Raw genomic sequence first — 24,692 nt, 5'->3', positions numbered from 1 at the left:
AACGCTCCGATAGAAAGCTTCTGGGGCACATTAAAGAATGAGCTGGTATATCATCAAGACTATAAAACAAGGTTCACAGCCATCAATGATATTATCAGTTATATCGAGCTGTACTACAATCAGACGAGGATTCAAAAGGGTTTGGGCTATCAATCGCCAAGACAGGTGTGGTTTGATTATTATCGTCAGGCTGCGTAATTAAAATCTCCCAAGTTTATGTGTACGGATTTGACGGCAGGGGTCAGATCATGGCGTGGGAATTTAAAAATTTAGAAAAAAACAATGAGGTGATGAATCTCAAACCTGAATTTGTCATGGTTGTGAGTCATGCCAGACTCAAAGTCAAGGCTGCTTTAGACGGGTTGGGTATTACTTGGTTACCCAAAGCAATGGTTGAATCAGAGTTGATCAATGGTGAGCTTGTGACAATACTAGAGGACTGGGATATAAGTTATTCAGGTTACTATATGTATTATCCTGCTCGACGAGAGTCTTCGCTACTGTTTAGACTTTTAATCGACGCATTACGTTGATATCAAATTAATATAGGGCAAACGGATGCTTATATTAAAGTACCTTGCCTTTTAATATAAGACTTACTTACCAGGTTCATGAACTATGTTTCAAGATTCATGTGAAAATAGGTTCAAAAACAATATAAAACCATTAGTTCATGAACTTACTTTTTTTATATTTAAAAAAATATATTTAAGTTATTGATTTAAGTACATATTTTTTATATTACTATTAGTGAACTGAACTCTAGGTAAACATAAGTTAAATAAACTGTATTAGAGCGCGGCTCAGTCTAGTATTTAACTTATTATTCTTGAATAGCTCTTAAAGCTCATCAATCTACCATAGTTCCTATCATCACTAAATAATATGACTCTACCCTTGATGAATAAATAATTTGGATAGATTCGTAAAAATAACTTTGTGACGTTTTCACAGCAGCGTCACCGCTCAATTAAATCATGCTACTTTAGTATTTAAGGCAGTGCTTATTTTGCTCTAGGCTTAGTCGATTTTTTAGCCCTCAAGCGATAACATGTTCATAATCAGCTTTATCAGTGTCTCTTTTTGATCGGGATTCGACTCTGCTACTAGCAAGGTTAAAGCCGCAAGCCCGGTATTATTGATGACCATATCGCCTTCATCGTTGAGCAACCTACCATTACGATGCAAAAAATCAACGAACAAAAAAGCGCCGCTGCGCTTATTACCATCGGTAAAAGGATGGTTTTTGACCATAAAATACAATAAGTGCGCCGCTTTGCTTTCAATCGTTGGATACGCAGGTTCGCTAAATACCGTTTGCTGCAAGTTAGCTAGCACACTATCTAAACCGTCACCACGAGGTCTAGCAAATAATTCAGTGGCTTCACCACGAGATATCAGCTGAGCCTTTAGATCATTTAATGCTGTCATGGCCTCGTGAGTGGTTGGCAAGACGCCACCCGCCTGCCCTGCTGGATCGTCTAATAAGCCCTCATCATAGCGCTGTAGCCATAAAAAGGTCTGAGTATAACGGCTGATGATTTCGATCAGTCCGCGCCCTTCATCCGTCTTTAATTCAGGACTTTGGGCGGTTTTTTTAATTAAAGCCAATGCTTGTTGTAATTCACTAGAGTTTTTATCAAACCTTTGTTTGTTTAGCGTGTAACCTTGCACTAAATATTCACGCAGACGCTGAGTGGCCCAAATACGAAACTGAGTGCCTTTTTTCGAGTTAACACGATAACCTACAGAGATAATCGCATCTAGATTATAAAAGCGAATTTTTCGACGTACTTGACGCTTACCTTCTTGTCGAACTACCGAGGATTCCTCGGTAGTTGCTTCTTGGTTAAGCTCGCCTTCGTTATAGATGTTTTTTAGGTGCAGACTGATAGTATCCGTATCTTTTCCAAACAACGCTGCTAATTGAGCTTGTGAAAGCCATAAAGTATCATTCTCTAAACGAATCTCTATTGCAGATTGTCCATCAGCTGCTTGGTAGATCTCTATCTTTGCTTGGTTATTATCTATATTACTGTTATCTATGCGATCGTTGGTTGTCATTGTTATCCCTTTCAAGATAAGGCTCTATGAATTAGGCAGGCTTTAAGCTATTAATATGCATTCTAACCACACAGTATCAGTTTTAAATTGAGTCAGCACTATGACATATAAAAAAAAGACCACAACGCTAAGCTGTAGTCTTTTTTTATATCAACACAAACTATTAAAAATATGATGGCTTAGACGGTATCTGTCGCCCTTGACGACAATCTGCCAACATGCCACGCTCTATAATAAACTCAATGATCTCTGCCACGTCAATGACGTAGATGGTCAAATCTGATAGCTCAGGGCTAAAAGTCGCCGCTAAGTTCATTGAGGCATTATACCACTAATCTATCTAAACGAGCTCTATTAGTAATCACTCTCCCGATACAAGGTAGTTTGTGCTTCCTTGGTAAAGTCTTCATAGCTGACGCTAGCGGACTCCTCATTCTGCAAAACTTGCCCTTCAGCTACCTCTTGTTTGGGTGTTAATGGCGGCTTAGTGACTGACGGACCTTTGTCCTCTTCACTATCAATACTAGCAGTAGCGTTTTGGACAGCAGTAGCGTTCGAGCTCTCACTTTCATCAGCATCACTAGCCAGCTCAGTCTTTTGCTCTGGCAGGATTACTTGGTTATCTTCGTCTGAGCTGCTAGAGGGTGTCACAGTAGCATGGTTATCGGCAACGCTCTGTTTAATAGAGGGTTGATCCTCAGCGGCCGCTATATTTTCGCTAGTCGATGAGCTATTGCTGGTCATTAAACTAAAAATACCGGCAATCACGACCAACAAAATTAAAACGACCCCAGCAGCAATAATTTTTACCTTAACGCCCTTTTTAGTCGTGTCGTTAGGGTGGTTTTGGGTTTGCTGCAATAATAAAGCAGGTGTTTGTAATATTAAAATCTAATAAGCGCTGTCACGGTATACTACCGTCTGTGATGCAGCATTTGTATTTACGAATATAGAGTTTTAAAGGAGTTTTCATGGATTTAAAACAGCTTAAGGCGTTTATTGCCATTGCTGAGTTACGAAGCTTTAGTGCGGCTGCAAAAGTCACCGGAATATCGCAACCAAGTCTTAGCCGATTACTTAAGCAGCTAGAGACAGATATGAATGTCGACTTAATTGATCGCTACCACAGACCGCTGCAGCTAACGACTGCAGGTTTATTTTTCTATGACAAGATAGATGCTTTGTTGACAGAGCTTGATGCCATTACGCATATGACCCAGCGCCTGTCTGCTCCTAGTAAAGGCTTGAATATAGGCTTTGTACCTTCTGTGCTTTATGGCCTATTGCCTGAGGTCATTGCAACCTTTAAGCAGCAAAACGCTGATATTGAGGTTAATCTCAAGGACATTAGCTCTTATCAGCAGATAGAGGCACTGAAGTCTGGTGAGATTGATGTGGGTTTTGGGCGCTTTGCTCATCAAGATCCGTGGATACAGCAAATACTACTGCGCCATGAGCGCTACCTTGTCGCACTGCCAAAAGCGCATCCGCTAGCTGATGTCAAAGAACAGCGCTTACTGGATTTGGCCAATAGTCGCTTGATTCTTTATCATCAAACTCACCTGCCTGGCCTTATTAATACTGACTCTATTGCTGCTGATATGAGTACGAGCGCTCGAGATAAACGTACAAAACAGACCCCCAAACCCGAGGCAGCCTCGGTTACGGATTCAGTTACTGAGCCTTTACTATACTTATTTGCCCAGCACGGAATTACCCCGCTTAGAACCAGTAAAGTGAGTGATCTACAAGTGGCACTTGGCCTTGTCGCTGCAGGAGAAGGTATCACCTTAGTGCCTGCAAGCCTACAAGTGATGCGCACTAAACAGATCAGCTATCAGCGCTTGATCCATGAAAACGTCACCTCCCCTATTTACTTACATACGCTAAAAGACTTTATTCACCCAAAAGTAAATGACCTACTCACTGCTATCTATGAGATCTACGAGCAGCGCGGTATCACTTATCGGCGTCAGCAGTTTGTCTAAGGTAAGCTAATAGTTATTATTCGCAAACCTACTAGGTGTGCTAAAGTCACCAAAAAATTTTCGCACCATTAAGAGCGCTATATTCTCTTCCGCTATTTTTAATAATGATCATTTTAACTTTGTGGGCGAGCTATCACAGGTCAGTGATAGCTCGCCTGATGTAAACTGAGGTATCTATGACCACACAACGAATAAATGACCCGGATATAAATAGCCAAAATGATGGCCACGCGCCTGCAGGTTTTAGTTGGCGCATTTTTGGTCCAGGTATATTGATGGCGACAGCGGCTATCGGCGGCTCGCATCTGATCTCATCGACGCAGGCAGGCGCGCTATATGGCTGGCAGTTGGCGATCATGATTGTCTTAGCTAATGTCTTTAAGTATCCGTTTTTTCGCTTCGGCACTGACTATGTCTACGATACCGGCGAGAGTCTGATAGCAGGCTATGCCAAGCGCTCAAAAGCCTATCTTTGGATCTACTTTATCCTCTCAATCTTATCCGCCATCATTAGTACCGGTGCGGTGTCTTTGATAGCCGCGGTGATTTTAGGATTTATGCTGCCTGCCTCAATTGGGCTCTCAACAATTAGCTTGTCGCTCATTATCGTCGCAGTCTCGTGGTTATTTTTGATTGCTGGTCATTACAAGTTGCTCGATGGCGTGACCAAGTGGATTATGATTGCGCTGACCGCAGCTACAGTCGTTGCCGTACTTATCGCTGCTGGTAAGCCTACGGTAATGACTGCTGACTTCGTTGCCGCTTCGCCTTGGAATCTAGCGACTCTAGGTTTTATCGTCGCGCTTATGGGCTGGATGCCAGCGCCATTAGAGTTTGCCGCTATTACCTCAATGTGGACCTCAGCGAAAAGAAAGACGGAACACACCACCCATCGTCAAGGCCTATTGGACTTCAATGTGGGCTATGCGGTTTCGGCGATTTTGGCTTTATTCTTTTTATCGTTAGGTGTCTTTGTACAATATGGCTCTGGTCAAGAGATTGAGCTGGTTGGCGGCGCTTATATCGGTCAGCTGATCAGTATGTATACCAACACTATTGGTGAGTGGTCGCGTTTATTAGTCGCTTTTGTCGCCTTCATGTGTATGTTTGGCACGACGATTACTTGCGCTGATGGCTATGGCCGTGCCAATGCTGAATGTTGGCGACTGCTTAAAGGTCAAAGCGAGATCAGTAAAAAACAAGTCGCCTTTTGGACCACTTATGCTATCGGCGGCGGCTTGGTGATTATTACCTTTTTTACGGGTCAGCTTGGCGCAATGCTTAAGTTTGCCATGATATCCGCGTTTGTCTCTGCGCCTATCTTTGGTTGGCTGAACTACTCTTTAGTGCGTAAACATCAAAAGCTCTCCGCTGGCATGAATGCTTTATCAATTGCCGGTTTACTGTTCCTTGGCGGCTTTGCGCTCCTATTCTTGGCTAATCTGTTTGGTCTGCTCGGTTAGTCTCTTCTCACTATGAGATAAAGTGCTAATTATTGTTTACGATTCTACGTTACTATCTAAAGCCCTACTACTTAAAGCCCTCTTAGCTTCGCTATGAGGGCTTTTTTGCTGACTATGGAAAGTACTAGCGATAGCTTATCTCGCAGTATAAAAACCACATTGACAGTATCGATATAATTGTAACTAAATGTAACATTGGAGCGTTCGATTAATCCATCTTGCAAAGTAACTTGAATACTATAATGAGGTAATTGGTAATAATATGAATATAATTATTCAAAAAATAAATAGTTTTAATTATTATAAATTATTATTTCATTATAATTTAACTACCTACTGTATTTCTCACTTTGCAATATCAGTGATTGAGTGTACTCTTAAGCAATAAATCATATCGCACACTTATATTTAACCCTTAATATTCAGACTGCTTACGTTAAATCATCTCTTTTATGCAAGGATTCTCACATGAGCTCATCAGCTGGCGCACGCTTTCGTAGTGCAATGCAACAACAAAACGCCAATGACCTGCCTTTACAAATCGCTGGTACTATCAATGCTTACACTGCCATGATGGCCACCCAAGTCGGTCATAAGGCTATTTATCTCTCTGGGGCTGGCGTGGCGAATGCCTCTTTTGGCCTGCCCGATTTGGGCATGACCAGCCTTGACAATGTACTAGAAGACGCGCGCCGTATCACTGATGCTGTTGACACGCCGCTCTTAGTAGACATCGATACCGGTTTTGGCGGGGCCTTTAATATCTCGCAAACCATCAAAAAGATGGAAAAAGCAGGTGTGGCAGCGGTACATATCGAAGATCAAGTCGCGCAAAAGCGCTGCGGTCACCGCCCGAACAAGGAGATTGTCAGCATCTCAGAGATGGTCGATCGTCTAAAGGCCGCTATGGATGCCAAGACCGATCCTGACTTTGTGGTGATGGCGCGTACCGATGCCTTATCAGTCGAAGGTTTGGACGCCGCAGTAGAGCGCGCCGTTGCCTTCGCTGAGGCTGGCGCGGATATGATTTTCGCCGAAGCCTTGACCGATATCGAGATGTATCGTAAGTTTACCGATGTATTAGACATTCCTGTCCTTGCCAATATGACAGAGTTTGGTCAAACCGATCTATATACCACCGAGCAGCTGTACGGTGTCGGTGTCGATATGGTGCTCTATCCTTTATCGGCATTTCGAGCGATGAATAAAGCGGCGCTCAATGTCTATCAGCACCTATTGGACGATGGCACGCAAGAACAGGTTGTCGATACAATGCAGACACGCATGGAGCTATACGACTTTTTGAATTATCATGAGTTTGAGCAAACACTAGATAAATTGTTTGCTGATAATAAGTAATATAGCTGTTGATACTCACCAAACTTTAGGGTCTCTATGTCAGTTGTTATTCATATTAATAAGCAAATCTTATCCAAAGTCTCATTAGGCTGCGCTTTAGCTGCTGCGGTATTTATGACCGGCTGTAATGATACTGCTACCACTGAGACGGTGGAAGGCGTCGATACGGTCAACGATACGGCCGTCGTCGCTAGTGAGGATGTCGATACTAATTCTAGTGCTAGTGCTAGCGCTGATTCAGATGAGCTGGTCATGACGACGATAACGCTAGATACCGTCGATCAGATGTTATTTGTACCGCTACTTACCAATGGTGAGCTGAGCCAAGAGCAAGTCAGCTGTCTTGAAGCTCGAGATAAAGATTTGGGTAAGTCGGAGGTCGATGCCTTTTATAAAAGCAAATTTAGCGATGCTGAGCTTGCGTCATTAAACGAGTTTTATGCTTCAGATGTCGGTCAAAAGCTACTAGACTTCGGTAATGAGCAGCTCCTAATTATGAATGGCCAACAGGTCGCTGAACCTATGCCTGATCCTACTCCTGAAGAGATGGCTGAGATTCAGGCCTTTATGGAGTCGCCACTAGGCGTTAAGTATATGGAAGTCAATAATGCTGAGGGCGCTGGCAGTGCCATGGAAGTAATAAACGCCCCTATTAACGCCGAATTTAAGCGTTGTAACATCGATATAGAGCTATAAGTTTTTAGTGAAGCAAATTCGTTTATTTTATGAGTATAATTTTTTATTTAGTTATCAAGTTCAACCCCCAAAGCCACCAAAAGGAATTTAATCATGGCAGCACAAAACCAATCTGGAAAAGTATTATCAGGCGCAGGTCTACGCGGTCAAGTCGCAGGCAAGACAGCGCTCTCAACCGTTGGTAAGTCAGGTTCTGGCCTGACGTATCGCGGTTATGATGTCTCAGAGCTTGCAGATAAGTGTGTCTTTGAAGAGGTCGCCTATCTACTACTTTATGGCAATTTGCCGACTCAAAGCGAGCTTGATGACTATCAGGCCAAACTCAAAAAACTTCGTGGCCTGCCGCAGCCGCTAAAAGATGTGCTTGAGCGCATTCCAAAGGACGCGCACCCGATGGATGTGCTGCGTACTGGCTGCTCGATGCTCGGTAACCTTGAGATGGAAACCGACTTTGAGCAGCAAAATGATAAAACCGATCGCATGCTGGCGGTGTTCCCATCTATCATTAACTACTGGTACCGTTTCACGCACGACAATGAGCGTATCGAAACGGAAACTGATGACGATACAATCGGCGGTCACTTCCTGCATCTGCTTAAGGGTGAAAAACCAAACGAGCTGCATACTAAGGTGATGAACGTCTCGCTTATTCTTTATGCTGAGCACGAGTTCAACGCGTCCACCTTTACTGCTCGCGTTTGCGCCTCAACTCTATCTGATATTCACTCTTGTATTACCGGCGCGATTGGCTCACTACGTGGTCATCTGCATGGCGGCGCGAATGAAGCAGCGATGGATATGATCGAGGGCTTTAGCTCACCTGATGAAGCCGAGAAAGAGATGATGGCGATGCTCGAGCGTAAAGATAAGATTATGGGCTTTGGTCATGCGATCTACAGCGAGTCTGATCCGCGTAACGTGGTCATCAAAGGCTGGGCTGAGAAACTAGCTGCTGATGTTGGCGATACGGTATTGTATCCCGTATCGGTACGCTGTGAAGAAGTGATGTGGCGCGAGAAAAAACTATTCTGTAATGCTGATTTTTTCCATGCGTCTGCTTATCACTTCATGGGTATCCCAACTAAATTATTCACACCGATCTTTGTGTGCTCGCGCCTAACTGGCTGGGCGTCTCATGTCTTTGAACAGCGCGCGAATAACCGTATTATTCGCCCAAGCGCGGAATATACCGGTGAAGAGCTGCGTCCAGTGCCTGATATCAACGCTCGTTAATCTGTATAGCGTTTATTTTAAAGAATAGGTTTGTAAGGTGGGTTAGCAAAGCGTAACCCACCGATCTGATTAGCGCACCCTACAACTTATTTCAATTCAATTTTTCCTACCCTTTATTTAGCAAAGTTTATGTTAATTGAATCCTGTCACAGGAATAATTTTTGCTAAGTAAATTATTTTTTATACCTACTCTCAACCCATCTCACTTATAAAGGAAAGCCCGCCATGAGCGATGATAGCAAGCAGCCTTTAACGCAAGTTAATCCGCAAACCATGAATAATGAGTATAAAAAACCATTACCAGCTTTGGATGGAAGCAGTACTGACCTGCACTATTTCGATGTCGAGCAAGCAGTTAATGAGATTGAGCCAGGCGCTTATGCCAAACTGCCGTTTAGCTCAAAGGTATTATGCGAAAACCTCGTGCGCCGCTGCCCGCCTGAGGATTTGACCGAAGCACTGTCACAGCATATCTACCGTAAGCAAGAGGTTGATTTCCCATGGTATCCTGCCCGCGTGGTTTGCCACGACATCTTAGGGCAGACTGCGTTTGTTGATCTTGCAGGACTGCGTGATGCTATCGCAGCGGAAGGCGGTGATCCTGCCAAAGTGAACCCCATCGTACCGACACAATTGATCGTCGATCACTCGCTAGCGGTTGAGCACGCAGGCTTTGAAGAAAACGCTTTTGAGAAAAACCGCGCCATCGAAGAGCGCCGTAACGAAGACCGTTTTCACTTTATCAACTGGTGTCAATACGCCTTTGATAACGTCAACGTCGTACCGCCTGGTAACGGCATCATGCACCAAATCAACTTAGAGAAAATGTCGCCAGTGGTACAAGTGGTCGCGGATCAAGACGGCGATGCCATCACATTCCCTGATACCTTGGTCGGTACCGATAGTCACACCCCGATGGTCGATGCGCTTGGCGTTATCTCTATCGGTGTCGGCGGGCTAGAGGCCGAAAGCGTGATGTTGGGCAATCCCTCATACATGCGCTTGCCAGATATCATCGGTGTCGAGCTGACAGGTAAACTACAAGAAGGCATCACTGGTACCGATTTAGTACTGGCGATGACCGAGTTTTTACGCACTGAGGGCGTGGTGTCATCTTATTTAGAGTTCTTTGGTGAAGGTGCACGAAACCTAACGGTTGGTGATCGCGCCTCCATCTCTAATATGACCCCTGAATATGGCGCTACTGCTGCGATGTTCTCTATCGATGAGCAAACCATTGATTATCTGCGTCTCACCGGACGCTCAGAGCAGCAAATTAAAATCGTTGAAGCTTATGCCAAACAAGTTGGCCTCTGGGCTGATGGCCTAAAAGATGCTGAATATGATCGTGTGCTGCATTTTGATTTATCAAAAGTGGTGCGTAATATCGCTGGTCCTTCACGTCCCCATGCGCGTGTGTCAACGACAGACCTTGTCAAGGAAGGCATCGCCCACGGTGAAAATGAAAAACTACCAGAACCAAAAGATGGCCAGATGCCAGATGGCGCAGTCATTATCGCTGCTATTACTAGCTGTACTAACACCTCAAACCCGCGCAACATGGTGGCCGCTGGTATCGTCGCCCGTAACGCCGTGGAAAAAGGCCTTATTCGTAAGCCTTGGGTCAAGTCGTCACTCGCGCCAGGCTCAAAAGCCGTTAAGCTGTATTTAGAAGAAGCCAACCTATTGCCCGAGCTACAAAAACTGGGTTTTGATGTGGTTGCCTTTGCTTGTACCACTTGTAATGGTATGAGCGGTGCGCTCGACCCAGAGATCGAGCAAGAGATCATCGAGCGCGATTTGTTTAGTACCGCCGTATTATCAGGTAACCGTAACTTTGATGGTCGTATCCATCCGTATGCCAAGCAAGCGTTCCTCGCCTCGCCGCCTTTGGTTGTGGCGTATGCTATCGCTGGTAATATCCGTTTTGATATCGAAAAAGACTCACTCGGCAAAGACCAAGATGGCAACGATGTATATCTAAAAGACATCTGGTTTGAGGATAGCGAAGTCGATGCTATCGTGGCTAAAGCTGTCAAACCTGAGCAGTATAATGCCGTCTATATCCCAATGTTTGATGAAGCCAAAGCACAGGCAGGTCGTAATGAAGCATCGGTCATCGATCCTCAGTACGACTGGCGTGAGATGAGCACTTATATCCGCCGTCCGCCTTATTGGGAAGGCAAGATGGCGGCGATGAACCGTCTTAAAGGCTTACGTCCACTAGCGGTACTTGGTGACAACATCACCACCGACCATATGTCACCATCTAATGCGATTATGGGCGACTCTGCGGCTGGCGAGTATCTCGATACTATGGGTCTGCCAGCGGAAGACTATAACTCATACGCCACGCACCGCGGCGATCACTTAACCGCGCAGCGTGCCACTTTTGCCAATCCAAAACTGCTCAATGAGATGGTACGTGACGAAGACGGCAACGTCATTCAAGGGTCACTCGCTCGCGTAGAGCCAGAAGGTCAAGTCATGCGTATGTGGGAGGCGATCGAGACGTATATGAATCGTGACCAACCGCTGATCATCATCGCAGGTGATGGCTATGGTCAAGGCTCAAGCCGTGACTGGGCTGCCAAGGGCGTGCGTCTTGCTGGTGTGGAAGTCGTCGTCGCCGAAGATTTTGAGCGTATTCATCGTCAAAACCTCGTCGGTATGGGCGCTCTTCCTGTACAGTTCAAACAAGGCACCAACCGTGAGACGCTAAATATCGATGGCAGCGAAGTGTTTGATCTCGAAGGTGAAGTATCGGCGGGCGGCGAGATGACACTGGTGATTCATCGCAAAGACGGCACAGTCGATAAAGCGCCCGTTATCTGCCGTTTAGATACCGCTGATGAAGTGAAAATGTATAACTCTGGCGGTATGCTGCAGCGCTTTGCCAAAGAGTTCTTAGCGGGTGAAGTGGCCTAAGCGTTTTGAGCGTTTAAGGTTTAGCTTGTAAGTTATAAATAACCGATGTTGTATAGAGTGTCTATATGGCATCGGTTTTTTTGTAATTATTGATATACTTTTATAAATAGCGTAACATGTACAATAAATAGTACAACTATTGGAGTTTATCATGAGAGTAATTAGTTTTTCAGAAGCGAGAAAGCATTTAAAGTCGGTTTTAGACACCGTTAATGACGATGCCAATGCCACTATAGTGACTCGCCGTGATGCAGATGATGCTGTGGTCATGTCCCTTGATTACTACAACAGCTTGATGGAAACCGTCTATTTATTGAAATCTCCTGCTAATGCAGCTCACTTAGCAAAATCAATTGCGCAGTATCAAGCTGGCAAGACGGCAGTGCGTGATTTAATAGATAATGAAGATGTGGAGGACGCTGATAGTTATTCAAGCGATGAAACCGATGCTGAAGATGCTTAATACTACTGCGAGTAAAAGCTATGAATGAACAGCTAGCATGGACGGATGCCGCTTGGAAAGATTATCTATATTGGCAAACGCAAGATAAAAAAACCCTTAAACGCATCAATAAGTTAATCACAGAGTGTAAACGCAATCCATTTGAGGGCATCGGCAAGCCCGAACCTTTAAAAGAAAATCTATCAGGATTTTGGTCTAGGCGTATCGATGATTCTAACCGTCTAGTATACGCAGTTGATGATAACTATCTGACTATTATTTCTTGTCGCTATCATTATTAACTTTTTAAATCTATCCAAACTTAAAAGGTGTAACCTGACCTATTTCAATCTCTGTTTGAGCGATTAATAATTGACGTATGAACTCATAAGACAAATCAGGGTTATCTTGCATTATCTGATTAATTTTTGCCGAATTATCACTTTGTTCTTTTCCTAAATTCATAACAACCTCTATTTCAATTAGTCTTGATCACTCTATACTACCTAAAACTATAAACAAGTCATAAATATATAAAGGACTCTCAAAAATGACCAAACCAAAATTCGCCCCGCAAATCTCCGTCCCTGCCACCTATATGCGCGGCGGCACTTCAAAAGGCACGTTTTTTAAATTATCCGACTTACCTGAGCGTTGCCAAGTTGCAGGCTCGCCGCGTGATAATTTCTTACTACGTGTTATCGGCAGCCCAGATCCTTATGGCAAGCAAATCGACGGCTTAGGTAATGGTAGCTCTAGTACGTCAAAAACGGTGATTTTGTCTGAAGCAAAACAAGCTGATCATGACGTTAATTATCTATTTGGACAAGTTAATATCGCAAAGCCCATGATTGATTGGGCAGGTAACTGCGGTAACTTAACTGCAGCTGTCGGTGCCTGTGCCATTAATATGGGTCTAGTTGATGCCGACAAAATTGCTAATAGTATCGATGACAATGCTGAAAGCGGGATTTGTGAAGTGCGTATTTGGCAAGAAAATATTGGCAAGACCATCATTGCTCATGTGCCTATATACAAAGACGCAGATGGCAAGGTGCAAGTACAAGAAACCGGCGACTTTGAGCTTGATGGCGTGACCTTCCCTGCCGCTGAGGTCAAAATTGAATTTATCGATCCGGTTGACTCATCCAGTGATATGTTCCCGACCAACAACCTCGTCGATGACTTTGATGTCTCTGGTTGTGGCCTCGATAAGGACAGCGTCAAAGCGACCTTTATCAGCGCCGGCATCCCAACTATCTTTATGAAGGCAGAAGACCTAGGCTTTAGCGGTACAGAATTACAAGGCGATATTAATAGTAATGAAGCACTATTAGCCAAGTTGGAAAAAATACGTGCGCGTGGCGGCGTGGCGATGGGATTGTTTAAAGATGAGAGTGAGGCACAAGCGAGCCAACATATTCCCAAAATTGCGTGGGTCGCTCCTGCGCAAAGTTATACCGCGTCTAGTGGCAAAGAAGTTAAGGCAAATGATATCGATTTAGTGGTACGCGCGATGAGTATGGGGCAGCTGCATCATGCGATGATGGGTACCGCAGCGGTAGCCATTGCGGCAGCGGCCACCACGCAAGGGACATTGGTCAATGAGGCGGCTGGCGGTAGCGAGCTGTCCGAGGTGCGTTTTGGTCATCCATCAGGGACATTGCTCGTCGGTGGAAAAACCGAACTGGTTGATGGGCGCTGGCAAGCCAAAAAAGTGTCGATGAGTCGTTCAGCAAGGCGTATCATCGTTGGTGAGGTTTTTGTGCCAGCGGATGCGTTTTGATAGGCTACAGACTACTGTTAAATAAAGCATAGAGCGACACCTATATGCCAACCTCTCCCCAGTTTCGCCGCGTGATGTTAGACAAAAAGCCGCCAGTCAAAAAGACTGAGCGGCGCGCTTTATTGTGGAATATCCTCAAAAAGCTGGCGGTGTTTGCCGCGCCTTATAAGCTTTTAATCATTGCCACGCTGATCTTGACCGTACTTGGTTCCTTTACCGCGCAGGTCAATGCTTTTGTGTTGCGTTATGCTGTCGATACTTTGACTGAGATTGCCACGCTTGCCGAGCCATGGCAGGCAGGTCTGCGTATGCTTGGCATTATCAGTGCGGTACTACTGACCAAAGAGATACTGTCGATATTTATCTCTTTCGGTCAGCGTTTTTTTGGCGAGAAGATTCGCATCAATCTCTCGCGGGATTTATCACAAAAGATTATCGAGCGTATTTTGACTTATCGCATGGCGTTTTATACCAGTAGTGAAAACGATAGCGGTAAACTACAAACTCGTATTGATTATGGGGTTAGTAGCCTAACAAGTTTGGTGCAAAACTTCTTTATCGATATGCTACCGCTGTTTGCCAGTGCCATTGTCTCGCTTATTATTATGTTCTCGACCAACTTTTGGATTGGTCTGGTTGGGCTGTTTATTATTCCGATTTACTTTTTTATTAGTCAAAAACAAGCAAGACGTCTGCAAGGGTTTCGTCGGCAAATGCGCGGCTTTCGCGAAGCCAAAAGCGGACTGGTTATCTCGCTTATCAACTCAATTAGTGTGGTCAAATCCTTTGTCCGCGAGCCTATTGAAGCGCAAAAGCATCTAAAGATTCAAAAAGAGATGACCGATAATCAGCTGCGTATTCGCAGTATTGGCTTTATCTATGACGCGGTGAAAACCTTTATTGAACAAATCGGCGTGGTGGTCATTATTTTACTGACGTCTTATTTTGTGTTGCAGGGTCAAATGACCATTGGCATGATTTTATTTCACGTTATGCTATTTCAAAACGTCGCCGCCCCTATTCGCCAGCTGCACCGTATCTATGATCAGATTAATAATGCTTTGACTTATGCTGAAGGCTTTTTTGATATCTTAGAAGATGAAAGCCAAGTTGAAAATATAGGTGGCATCAGTAGCAAAGATCTAAAGGGCCATATCGAGTTAAAAAACGTCGACTTTACTTATCCCAACGGTACCCAAGCGCTAAAAGATGTCAGCTTTGAGATTCGCCCTAACCGTATCACCGCGCTTGTTGGGCTTAGCGGCGCGGGCAAGAGCACCATTATCAATCTATTGGTCAAATTTTATGAGCCAGATGCTGGTATGATTTGCTTAGATGGTCATAATTTAAAAGACTGCGATACTCATGACTTACGTCAGAATATCGGTCTGGTATTACAAAGCAATCATATCTTCTCAGGCACTATTAGTGAAAACATCCGTTATGGCAATATGAATGCGACTATGGATGACATTATAGTCGCAGCAAAAAAGGCTTCGATTCATGAGCAAGTGATGCAATTAGCAGACGGTTACGAGAGTACGGCCAAATCGCTATCGGGCGGTCAGCAGCAGCGTATTGCGCTAGCACGTATGTTCTTAAAAGATCCACCAATTGTATTTTTGGATGAGCCAACGGCGAGCCTCGATGCCATCGCCAGTCAACAGGTCAAAAAAAGCTTAGATCTTATCAAAAAAGATAGAACGGTAATTATGGTCTCGCATAACATCGCGCAGATCATTGACGCTGATGATTTGGTAGTAATAGAAAATGGTCAAGTGGTTGAGACGGGTACCCATGAAATGCTCTATGATAAAGGCGGTAAGTATTACGAGATCTTTAGTGCCATGTCCGATAGTTTAAATCTAGATAAGATCAGTCAGACGATTCAGGGTTAATGTCTTATAGATTATTGCAAAAAGTACGTTTTAATAATAGGGCGTGTTGAACATTCAACCATGGCACTGACAGAGACTGTTTTTTAGACGATTCGAAGGTAAAAATAGTAAGTTTAGTCGCTCTAAGCGTCTATTTTTTACCAATGAAGCGACAAAAAAGAGTCCTGTCCCTACGGCTGATGCTAAAATTGTTCCATACTGCGTTGCAAATCTAGCTAAGGCATCTGCATTATCGTCGCTTTGCGCCTTGTCTGAAACAATTTTAGCGATCAGCAGTGCCTATTTGTGAATGTTCAACACGCCCTAATCTAAGCGACGTCGTAGGCTGGTGCTTTTAGCCTAGCACCATAAACCCAAAAGCATTAAAAATGCGCTTTCATTCAAACGCATTATTATCATCTCATTTGCAAAAGCCAAAATATTATGACCACCCAATTTTCTATAAAAACCTTTGATGAGTTAACCTCCGTCGATATCTACCATATTCTAAGAGCGCGCTCGCAGGTGTTTGTGGTGGAGCAAAACTGCGCTTATCAAGATATGGATGAGCTAGACTTTGATTGTCTGCATCTCGTCGCGCATCAAAACGAAGCGCTCGTTGGCTATTGCCGTATTATTCCACCTGAGTACAACAGGCTCAGATCTAACTTGAGCGCCGCCGATACCGATTCGCTTAATACCGCTATGTCAGCTATTGGTCGCGTACTGGTATTATCAGAGCATCGCGGTCAAGGCATAGCAAGGCAGATGATGATTCAAGCTATCGCTCATTGCCGCAAAAAATATGGCAAAAAGCGTCCTATTATTATCTCCGCACAGACTTATTTGCTCAGCTTTTATGAGTCCTTAGGGTTTGTTCCTGAAGGAGATTACTACCTTGAGGATAATATCGAGCATGTAAAGATGGTGCTGCGGGTGGCCAAAAAGAGCAAAGTTAAAAAGGTCAGTGCTGCAAATGGTAGTAAGTCCTCAAAGATTTTGAGCGCTCTACTCTTTATATTGGTGGCGCTATTTATTCTCGGGTTACTTTATTTGATGATTTAAAATGAAACAGGATTTATTTAATAGACTTTATATATTAAGCAGATAAGGTTTTAATTTTTAACATAATTCAGTTTGGTTGTTGGCTTTTGCCTATGCTACTTTGAGATATGACTTATTTTTAAGTGCTTCTGTGGACGCTTTGATTGACAAAAATAAGATAAGTCGACTAGTTAAATAATAACTCACTCAAGGAAGAGGAGACGATCATGTCAAACACCCAATCTGATAATCAAAACACGACGGTAGAGAGTAACGTTCGTCCCGAGTACGATAGAGAAATCCAAAAAATCGCCGATTATGTGCTGGGTTACTCGGTAGATAACGATTCTGAAAATAGTGAAGAGGCTTGGACTACCGCGCGCCATTGTCTGATGGATACCCTTGGCTGCGGGCTGCTTGCACTACGTTTTCCTGAATGCACCAAACACCTAGGTCCTGATTGCGAAGGTCAGCTGACGCCTAATGGCGCACGAGTGCCTGGTACCACCCATCGACTTGATCCGATCAAAGCTGCTTTTGATATTGGCTGTATGGTGCGCTGGCTCGACTATAATGATACTTGGCTCGCCGCTGAATGGGGACATCCGTCGGACAATTTAGGCGGTATCCTTGCGGTAGCCGATTATATCAGTCAGCAAAACATTAGCCGCAACCTTAAGCCTTTGACCATGCGGGATGTGCTTGAGGCGATGATTATGGCACATGAGATTCAAGGCGTAATGGCGCTGGAGAATTCATTTAACCGTGTGGGTCTTGACCATGTATTCTTAGTTAAATTAGCCTCAACCGCAGTCGTCGCTAAGCTCTATAACTTACCACGCGAGCGCATCATGGCGGCGATATCACAAGCCCTTGTCGATGGGCAGGCTCTACGCACGTATCGACATGCACCCAATGCCGGCAGCCGTAAGTCATGGGCCGCAGGTGATGCCACTAGCCGCGCGGTTCGGCTGGTCGATATTACTCGCCGCGGTGAGATGGGCATTCCAGGGGCTTTGTCCGCGCCGCAGTGGGGTTTTTATGATGTGCTCTTTAGCCATACCAATAAAGACTTAGCGACCAAACCTGAAGAAGATCGCAACTTTAAATTCCAGCGTGAGTTTGGCAGTTACGTGATGGAAAATATCTTGTTTAAATTAAGCTTCCCTGCCGAATTCCATGCGCAGACCGCTTGTGAGGCAGCGGTTATCTTGCATCCGCGTATCGATGATAGAATTGATGAGATTGAGAAGATCGTCCTCACCACCCATGAGTCTGCTATTCGTATTATCTCCAAGGAAGGTACACTCGCCAATCCTGCTGACCGCGACCACTGCTTGCAGTACATGGTAGCGGTGCCTTTATTGACAGGCGATTTGATGGCGGAGAATTATGAGGATGATTACCATGAGCAGCATCATATCTTAATCGACGGACTACGCCGAAAGATGGTGGTGGAAGAAGATGTCAGTTACACCAAAGACTATCACGATCCTAGCAAGCGCTCGATTGCCAATGCGATTCAGGTTTTTTTCAAAGACGGTACTCGTACGGATAAGGTGGTTATTGAGTATCCTATCGGTCATAAACGCCGCCGCGCTGAGGGTATTCCTATTCTAGAAGCAAAATTCCGCGCCAATCTAGCCACTCGTTTTATTGAGAGTCGCTGTGAGCAGATTATTGAGCTATGCGACAATCAAGCAAAACTAGAGCAAACGCCCGTGCATGAGTTTATGGATTTGTTTATGACAAATTAATATTGTTTAATCGCTTTTTTATGAGCTAAATCTGTACCAAACAAAAGGGTTTGTCGTTGATTGAGTAACGACAAACCCTTTTGCTTTTTCTGCTTCTTGTCACTGTGTTTTTGTGTTAAGTGTTACCAAGGTATCGACTCCCCTGCCCAATCAACGAAGCTACCGGTCTGATCGCTACTCATATCTGCGAGCACCTCTAATAAGGCCTCAGCGCTATAAGCTGGCGAGAACAGATGACCTTCACGTACGTTGGCTTGAAACGGTGCAGACAGCTGCGTATTAACGGTACCAGGCTGCATGACAACCACGCAGACGTCTTTTAAGGAGCGTGACCATTCGATACTTAAGTTTTTCATCCCCATATTGAGCGCCGCTTTGCTCATACGGTAGCTGTACCAGCCGCCAAGCTCATTATCGCTGATACTACCGACTCTAGCTGATATCGTCGCAAATATCGCCGGATTATCGGTACTACGCTCAGCGTTTTTGAGCAGCGGCTTGATGTGTTTGGCAATGAGCATGCTGGCAAGTGCATTGACCTGCATATTCTGTAGAAAAAACTCAGTCTGCATCTGCCGCAGCGCTTTTTCAGGCTTGTTATGCTCGGTATGCAGCAGACCCACACAATTGATTACCCAGTCGATATGGTTGCTATGAGTTTTTATAGCGTCAATACTCTGCTTGATACTGTCCTCATCAGAGATATTCATCTTTAGCCAATGCAAATTATCAGCTTCAATCTCAGGTACGCTATTATGATAAGTCGCAAACACCGCTATGCCCGTCTGTATTTTATGGGTCATCTGGATTAGCTGCTCGACCATAGCTTTACCGATGCCGCCTGTACCACCGATGATAAGATACGTTTTTTTATTCATAACTGGCTCCTAGTTTGTTATCACAGTTGCGTCATTACCGTTTCGTTATCACTGTTATCACTATGCATATAAGTTAGCATTGTTTGGCATTGTATTTGGTATTGCATTTGGTATGGTTTTGAGGTTCGTGAGCTCACATTATTTAATGAATATCGTTCAATAATAACCGTTATCGAGATTAGATTTACGCTACAATAATCTGCAGATGTCATTTTACTCATTTATCTTCTCTTTTTACTTGGATCTTATTACTTATGCTATCCCCGCAAGATCAGCTGACTGAGCTGGTACGAAACCTTGAGAGCAACAATCATGTGTTTGCCACCGATCCGCTATTGGTGACCGAAAAGCTGCAAAATGAAGATGGCTCGCCAAAACAAAAGCTACATCGGCGCGCCAAACGAATCGATAGTAATGGGAATCTTGCAAAAGTCTTAGGTAAAATTGATGCTCGTATCAAGAGCATCATGGTCATGATGAGTGTGGTCTGGTGTGTTTCAGGATTCCTAGGCTTATTCACTCTATTGCAGGCCAACGTTGTCAATTTCTTTTATGTGCTTGTCTGCTTACTCGGCTTTCATACCCTTATGCTTGTTGGCTGGCTGCTCCTTACTTTTATCAATCGCGGCAAGCAATCGGCCAATTGGTTTGCAAGCCTGGTCAGTCCAAGCTACTTAATTCGCGGTAAAGACGATGTCACTCAAGCGGCGGTTAGTCTCTATGAGCAGCAGCTTGAGCATAGCGGTATGCGCTGGTATCTCGGCAAATTCAGCCATCAGTTATGGCTTGCTACTTTGACAGGTATGCTGCTTGCGATCATATTCTTACTAGTCGTGCGTCAGTACAGCTTTAGTTGGGAATCCACGCTGTTATCGGATAATGCCTTGATTGGTTTGACTCAAACGCTAGGCTGGCTGCCGAGTTTAGTAGGGTTTAACGTTCCTGATAGTGCGGCTATTATCCAAAGCCGCTTAGTGACTGATGCGCTGCCTTTATCGGTGGCGAGGCAATGGGCAAGTTTGCTCGTGGGTAGTTTATTGATGTATGGCATTGTGCCGCGGGCAATTGCTTGGGTGTTTTGTGCGCTGATGTTCCGCCGCAAAAAAATGCGCCTTGATATCAAGCTGCCTTATTACCAAAAAATCATTAGCTTCTGGCAGCGCAAAGTCATTGATGCCGATGACTTCAAAGAAGCGCCCGCTCCTATTGCACCAAAAGCTGAGATAAGCCAAGCCAAAAAGCTCGTCGCCCTACTCGAATATCCTAGCGCGCATCAGCAGTGGTGGCGGGCAGGCACAGCAATCGAATCTAACGAAGCGGTTGAGAATTTCGGTATCCTTGATGATCGTGATGATATGGCACGCCTAAAGGATTACTTAGATGGTCATCCTGTGCAAGTGTTGTTAGGCATTCATAGTAAAGCCCTACCTGATCGCGGCACTCTGCGTAAGTTGGATCAAATTGCCACTCATGCCAAGCATGGTTTAATTGTACAATTACTAGATGATGATTCGGATATAGATGCTGATACTGAGCTTACTACCGAAACTTATAAAAACGATAATGTGCGCTACCAGCAGTGGCAAACGGCGCTGGCTGAGCGACAAATCGGTTTGGTCGCTAGTCATTAAGCGTTCATCATTCATTATTGAATTAAAAAGCACTATTTTGATAACTTGTAAATAAGACACATTATGAATAATAATACTGACAACGAAAATAATGAAAAGCCAGTCGGACTGTTTGCTGATAAAGCATTAAAAGATGATCCGGCTCCTGCGGTGGTGCCTGAGTCCACTGCTAGTGAAGAGTATGCGACTACGAAGCTCACTAATACGAACTTCACTGAGACAGATAAAGCGGATCAAACCCCCGATAATGATGATGTCAATGCTCCTAACCCTTCCAAACTTCCGTCTAACCTCAAAAAGACACTTGCTACTGGTGAGCCGTTAAAGCTTGCCGTGGTTGGTCATACCAATACCGGTAAGACGTCGATTTTGCGTACCTTACTGCGTGATGTTTATTTCGGCGAAGTCAAAAACGAAGCCGCAACCACGCGTCATGTGGAGCGTGCGCAATTGACCGATAGCCAGACAGGTGAGGTTTTAGTTGCTCTTTATGATACGCCAGGACTTGAGGATGCTTCAGGCTTGATGGATTGGCTTGAGGACAATACAGCCAGTCGCCGTGATGGTATCGAGCGCTTGCAGCAGTTTTTGGCAGCGGATATCGCCACTAGCGCTCAAGGTGCCGAGGACTATAGCCAAGAAGCTAAAGTGATACGCCAACTACTGGCAAGTGATATGGCGGTTTATGTCGTCGATGCGCGAGAGCCTGTGCTCGGTAAGTACAAAGATGAGCTGGCGATTTTGTCTTGGGCGGCGATACCTGTGATGCCGGTGTTTAATTTCACTGATAGTCAAGAAGCTAACATCGATGAGTGGCAGACGATGCTGGCACGGCGTAATCTGCATATCTCGACGCGCTTTGATTCGGTCGCGTTTGAATTTGATGATGAGATGCGACTTTGGCAAAACTTGGCTACCATGCTGACGCACTCAGAGATGCTTGAGCAGCTGATGCAGCGCCGTACCGAGGATTGGGCGCAGCTATATGATGAGGCAAAAATTATCATTGCAGATTTCTTGTTAAATGTGGCCGCTTTTGTGCGTGAGATTAGTGAAGATGATGATCCTATGCCAGTACTGCAAGATATGCAAGAAGCCGTTAGGCAAACAGAACGTACGATGCAGCATCAGCTACTTAATCTCTATAAGTTTTATGATAATGCGGTGGCCGCAACGCCACTTGAGTTACAGGCTTATCAACAAGATCCCTTTGATCCAGAACTGCTCAAAAGCTATGGTATTCGTACCACTTCTGGCGCGGCAGCAGGCGCGTTATTAGGATTAGGGATTGATGCGGCAGCACTTGGAACGACTTTAGGATTGGGTGCTGCACTAGGAGCAATAGGCGGTGGCCTATTATCTAACACCAGCAGTATCGCCGATAAGATCACTGGGGTGAAACGTTTATATATCGATCCGGCGACTTTGACGCTGCTTGCCACTCGTGCCACTGACTTATTGACCGCGCTGCGCCATCGCGGGCATGCGGCAACAGATGCCACACAATTGCTCTATCAAAATGAGAGTATTAATGATGGGGAGATATCTACAAGCAGCCAAGACGATGGTCTAGAAGAAGAGGATAATGCGATCACTCTTTGGCCCCCTTATAAACTACCAAGTGAGCTTAAAAAAGCACGCGGCAAACCGCAGTGGTCATCTTTGAGTAGCGGTAAATCAGAACAAGCGCAGAGCCTGCGCATGGATACAGCGTGGTCTCTGGCGAGTAAGCTATAGGGTGCATTGCTTATAAGTTTAACTTTTAGGTTTATTATCTTAATAGCTCACTCAAAGCTTCAAACCCTCGTATATCAGTCTGCTGCAAGTATATTGCAGATAACGGATAGCGCTTAAAGGTAGTCGCGATATCATCCATAATCTGTTGCTGCCTATTAGCGCGCTGCTGCCAAAACGTGTCTTGTTGCTTGGGATGAATCAACTGATTGACAACGATGGCTGCAGGTTTAAGATTAGCGCTTTCTAACTGCTCAATAGCGCGTTTGGTTTCAACTAACGGCAAAATATCAGCGGTCATCACTAAGACGATAGCGGTTTTTTTGTGGTCATGTAGAAGCTGTGCCGCTTGACGAAATAATGCCTTGCGCCGCTCCAATACTGCTACCGCTTGCTCCCAGCGATCAGGCTTTTGTTTCTCAAAAGGATTGGCAACGTCTTTGTCTTTTAGGCGATTGTTTTTATCATCATTTTTGTCTAAACGTGTTGCGACTGAGCGCAGTTTGGCTTGGCGTCGTTGCTGCGCCAATAGACCATCTGTCCAAGCCCCCATCATCTCAGGCAATACCAGTAGACGTAGCGTATGTCCCGTCGGCGCAGTATCAAAGATAATATGCTCATAACCCTCCTCGGCGGCAGAGACTAAATGCTGGCACATAGACTCAAGCATAGCTGCCTCCTGTGCTCCGGGCGCCGACTTTGATAGGCGCAAATGCTCGCGAATTTTTGGCATCATATCCGGATTGGCATAGGCCGTGATAGTGCGCTCCACTTGCGCAAAATGGGCATCTACAATGACATCGGGATTGAGCTCAATGGCGTCAAGATATGGGCTGATCGCTGTTTTTTTATTATTAAGTTTGGTGCTCAATACATCGCCCAAGCTATGCGCAGGGTCTGTTGAGATGATAAGCGTCTTTTTCTGCTGGCTTGCCAACTGGCTGGCAAGTGCTGCCGCTGTAGTGGTTTTTCCCACTCCGCCTTTTCCGCCTACAAATATAATCGGCTGCTGTGACAATTGAGTGACTAATGTTTTTAACGAGGTGTGCTCTATAGACTGCGTCGCCATGCTTTTCTCTATATTCAATGACTATCTATTGTCTGATTGACTCATTTTGCCGCTATTTATACTTATGATAAATGTATACTTAGAATAAATCTGTTGAGCTAACAGCAGCCGACATGATCGAACGGGCATTTATCCATACCCATACGGGTATGCCATTCATGGAAATTCTCTAAAAATAGTGGCTGTAGCTCTAAGGTGTAAAAGCTTGCCGGGTTATCAATGCCTAAGCTCTCAGCAAACATCATTAGCATAAAAAAATCCTCTTCATCACGAGCAGCGCGGGCCATCGTTTGTCTATAAGGCGCATGATAGAACTCGCTTAATCCAGCAGAAAACCGCTGCCACCAAGAGGCGTTAGATTGTGGATTTTGCTGCTCATTGTCCTTCATATCTTATCCTAGTTGTGCTCTTATAGTATTGAGTATATTTACATTTGCTGAGAGTTAACTTATATCTTTATTCCTTACTATACCTTATGTTTGTTCATGGACTTCCTCCCCTCTCTAAAGTGAGGGGATTTCTACTAAAGACGGTCGACCCAGCTAAGATATTGAGCTGAGCAGCATGTTTGTCTTTGATACGGAGTTTAAGCGTTTTCATGGGTTTAGTATGATCTCAATGAGCAGTGTTGACAAGGTGAATTTGATTTTAGGTGACAACGGATGACGCTTTACATCCATATCCTAGAAGGACATGGTTTTACAGCGTTTGGTGATAAAAAACGCCAGCAATCGCCAGCGCTT

Annotated in this window: 22 protein-coding genes and 2 pseudogenes; 16 read left to right on the top strand and 8 right to left on the bottom strand. The window is 44.7% G+C overall.

Going from position 1 to position 24,692, the window contains the following annotated elements:
- Together AAEY83_RS03305 and AAEY83_RS03300 are read left to right on the top strand one after the other, a co-directional pair.
- Nucleotides 1-198 (top strand): IS3 family transposase (locus AAEY83_RS03305; protein WP_351058467.1); only part of this gene is annotated, 198 nt, incomplete at its 5' end.
- 50 nt (nt 199-248) lie between these two features.
- On the top strand, nt 249-533 hold the full coding sequence (locus AAEY83_RS03300) for a LysR substrate-binding domain-containing protein (protein ID WP_025647004.1): 285 nt from the start codon (nt 249-251) through the stop codon (nt 531-533).
- Nucleotides 534-1,032: 499 nt separating this feature from the next.
- Here AAEY83_RS03300 and AAEY83_RS03295 read toward each other — a convergent pair whose 3' ends face one another.
- From AAEY83_RS03295 to AAEY83_RS03285, 3 genes and pseudogenes are all read right to left on the bottom strand, one after another.
- Nucleotides 1,033-2,064, bottom strand: coding sequence for a virulence RhuM family protein/type II toxin-antitoxin system death-on-curing family toxin (locus AAEY83_RS03295; protein WP_051397509.1), 1,032 nt, complete (start codon nt 2,062-2,064; stop codon nt 1,033-1,035).
- Between the two features lie 250 nt (nt 2,065-2,314).
- Nucleotides 2,315-2,377, bottom strand: a pseudogene (locus AAEY83_RS19125) (urease accessory protein UreG); the annotation flags it as partial.
- 41 nt (nt 2,378-2,418) lie between these two features.
- Nucleotides 2,419-2,925, bottom strand: a complete 507-nt coding sequence (locus tag AAEY83_RS03285; protein WP_025647002.1) for a hypothetical protein — start codon at nt 2,923-2,925, stop codon at nt 2,419-2,421.
- 110 nt (nt 2,926-3,035) lie between these two features.
- On the opposite strand from AAEY83_RS03285, the gene AAEY83_RS03280 reads away from it, so the two are divergent.
- From AAEY83_RS03280 to AAEY83_RS03245, 8 genes are all read left to right on the top strand, one after another.
- The gene (locus AAEY83_RS03280; RefSeq protein ID WP_025647001.1) at nt 3,036-4,052 is read left to right on the top strand and encodes a LysR family transcriptional regulator; all 1,017 of its coding nucleotides are present in this window, start codon (nt 3,036-3,038) and stop codon (nt 4,050-4,052) included.
- Between the two features lie 176 nt (nt 4,053-4,228).
- Nucleotides 4,229-5,515, top strand: a complete 1,287-nt coding sequence (locus AAEY83_RS03275; protein ID WP_025647000.1) for an NRAMP family divalent metal transporter — start codon at nt 4,229-4,231, stop codon at nt 5,513-5,515.
- Nucleotides 5,516-5,983: 468 nt separating this feature from the next.
- Nucleotides 5,984-6,874 carry a methylisocitrate lyase gene (prpB, locus tag AAEY83_RS03270; protein WP_025646999.1) on the top strand — a complete coding sequence of 297 codons (891 nt, stop codon included), beginning with the start codon at nt 5,984-5,986 and terminating at the stop codon, nt 6,872-6,874.
- A gap of 36 nt (nt 6,875-6,910) precedes the next feature.
- Nucleotides 6,911-7,570, top strand: a complete 660-nt coding sequence (locus tag AAEY83_RS03265; RefSeq protein ID WP_025646998.1) for a DUF2059 domain-containing protein — start codon at nt 6,911-6,913, stop codon at nt 7,568-7,570.
- A 93-nt stretch (nt 7,571-7,663) separates the two neighbouring features.
- On the top strand, nt 7,664-8,803 hold the full coding sequence (gene prpC / locus AAEY83_RS03260) for a bifunctional 2-methylcitrate synthase/citrate synthase (RefSeq protein ID WP_025646997.1): 1,140 nt from the start codon (nt 7,664-7,666) through the stop codon (nt 8,801-8,803).
- Nucleotides 8,804-9,076: 273 nt separating this feature from the next.
- Complete coding sequence (gene acnD / locus AAEY83_RS03255; RefSeq protein WP_025646996.1) at nt 9,077-11,731, top strand: Fe/S-dependent 2-methylisocitrate dehydratase AcnD; 2,655 nt, start codon at nt 9,077-9,079, stop codon at nt 11,729-11,731.
- A 151-nt stretch (nt 11,732-11,882) separates the two neighbouring features.
- Nucleotides 11,883-12,194, top strand: a complete 312-nt coding sequence (locus AAEY83_RS03250; RefSeq protein WP_025646995.1) for a type II toxin-antitoxin system Phd/YefM family antitoxin — start codon at nt 11,883-11,885, stop codon at nt 12,192-12,194.
- A gap of 20 nt (nt 12,195-12,214) precedes the next feature.
- Entirely contained in the window at nt 12,215-12,475 is a 261-nt protein-coding gene (locus AAEY83_RS03245) for a Txe/YoeB family addiction module toxin (protein ID WP_025646994.1), read from the top strand.
- A gap of 10 nt (nt 12,476-12,485) precedes the next feature.
- Here the strand turns inward: AAEY83_RS03245 and AAEY83_RS03240 are convergent, their stop codons facing one another.
- Complete coding sequence (locus AAEY83_RS03240) at nt 12,486-12,638, bottom strand: hypothetical protein (RefSeq protein WP_156923994.1); 153 nt, start codon at nt 12,636-12,638, stop codon at nt 12,486-12,488.
- 85 nt (nt 12,639-12,723) lie between these two features.
- Here AAEY83_RS03240 and prpF point away from each other — a divergent pair, with 85 nt between their 5' ends.
- The 4 genes from prpF (at nt 12,724) to AAEY83_RS03220 (ending at nt 18,637) form a co-directional block, all read left to right on the top strand.
- On the top strand, nt 12,724-13,959 hold the full coding sequence (gene prpF / locus AAEY83_RS03235) for a 2-methylaconitate cis-trans isomerase PrpF (RefSeq protein ID WP_025646993.1): 1,236 nt from the start codon (nt 12,724-12,726) through the stop codon (nt 13,957-13,959).
- Nucleotides 13,960-14,033: 74 nt separating this feature from the next.
- The gene (locus AAEY83_RS03230; RefSeq protein ID WP_198013377.1) at nt 14,034-15,857 is read left to right on the top strand and encodes an ABC transporter ATP-binding protein; all 1,824 of its coding nucleotides are present in this window, start codon (nt 14,034-14,036) and stop codon (nt 15,855-15,857) included.
- A 423-nt stretch (nt 15,858-16,280) separates the two neighbouring features.
- Nucleotides 16,281-16,901 carry a GNAT family N-acetyltransferase gene (locus tag AAEY83_RS03225; protein WP_025646991.1) on the top strand — a complete coding sequence of 207 codons (621 nt, stop codon included), beginning with the start codon at nt 16,281-16,283 and terminating at the stop codon, nt 16,899-16,901.
- Between the two features lie 206 nt (nt 16,902-17,107).
- Nucleotides 17,108-18,637 carry a bifunctional 2-methylcitrate dehydratase/aconitate hydratase gene (locus AAEY83_RS03220; RefSeq protein ID WP_025646990.1) on the top strand — a complete coding sequence of 510 codons (1,530 nt, stop codon included), beginning with the start codon at nt 17,108-17,110 and terminating at the stop codon, nt 18,635-18,637.
- A 122-nt stretch (nt 18,638-18,759) separates the two neighbouring features.
- On the opposite strand, the gene AAEY83_RS03215 is transcribed toward AAEY83_RS03220, so the two are convergent.
- Nucleotides 18,760-19,515 (bottom strand): SDR family oxidoreductase, encoded by a 756-nt coding sequence (locus tag AAEY83_RS03215; protein WP_025646989.1) that lies wholly within the window; start codon nt 19,513-19,515, stop codon nt 18,760-18,762.
- 254 nt (nt 19,516-19,769) lie between these two features.
- Here AAEY83_RS03215 and AAEY83_RS03210 point away from each other — a divergent pair, with 254 nt between their 5' ends.
- Both AAEY83_RS03210 and AAEY83_RS03205 read left to right on the top strand, forming a co-directional pair.
- Complete coding sequence (locus AAEY83_RS03210; RefSeq protein ID WP_025646988.1) at nt 19,770-21,146, top strand: DUF2868 domain-containing protein; 1,377 nt, start codon at nt 19,770-19,772, stop codon at nt 21,144-21,146.
- Nucleotides 21,147-21,209: 63 nt separating this feature from the next.
- Nucleotides 21,210-22,883: a GTPase/DUF3482 domain-containing protein gene (locus AAEY83_RS03205; protein WP_037059745.1), complete on the top strand. Its 1,674-nt coding sequence runs from the start codon at nt 21,210-21,212 to the stop codon at nt 22,881-22,883.
- Between the two features lie 34 nt (nt 22,884-22,917).
- Here AAEY83_RS03205 and AAEY83_RS03200 read toward each other — a convergent pair whose 3' ends face one another.
- The 3 genes and pseudogenes from AAEY83_RS03200 to AAEY83_RS19120 form a co-directional block, all read right to left on the bottom strand.
- Nucleotides 22,918-23,949: an ArsA family ATPase gene (locus tag AAEY83_RS03200; protein WP_025646987.1), complete on the bottom strand. Its 1,032-nt coding sequence runs from the start codon at nt 23,947-23,949 to the stop codon at nt 22,918-22,920.
- Between the two features lie 98 nt (nt 23,950-24,047).
- The gene (locus tag AAEY83_RS03195; RefSeq protein ID WP_025646986.1) at nt 24,048-24,338 is read right to left on the bottom strand and encodes a cory-CC-star protein; all 291 of its coding nucleotides are present in this window, start codon (nt 24,336-24,338) and stop codon (nt 24,048-24,050) included.
- A gap of 127 nt (nt 24,339-24,465) precedes the next feature.
- Nucleotides 24,466-24,549 (bottom strand): annotated as a pseudogene (locus AAEY83_RS19120) (transposase); the annotation flags it as partial.
- Between the last annotated feature and the right edge of the window lie 143 nt (nt 24,550-24,692).

It is taken from the genome of Psychrobacter sp. TB20-MNA-CIBAN-0197 (assembly GCF_040309765.1).
GTDB classification, from domain to species: Bacteria; Pseudomonadota; Gammaproteobacteria; order Pseudomonadales; family Moraxellaceae; genus Psychrobacter; species Psychrobacter submarinus.
Note: the sequence above shows the minus strand (reverse complement) of the source record. Positions and strands in the feature narration are given on the sequence as shown.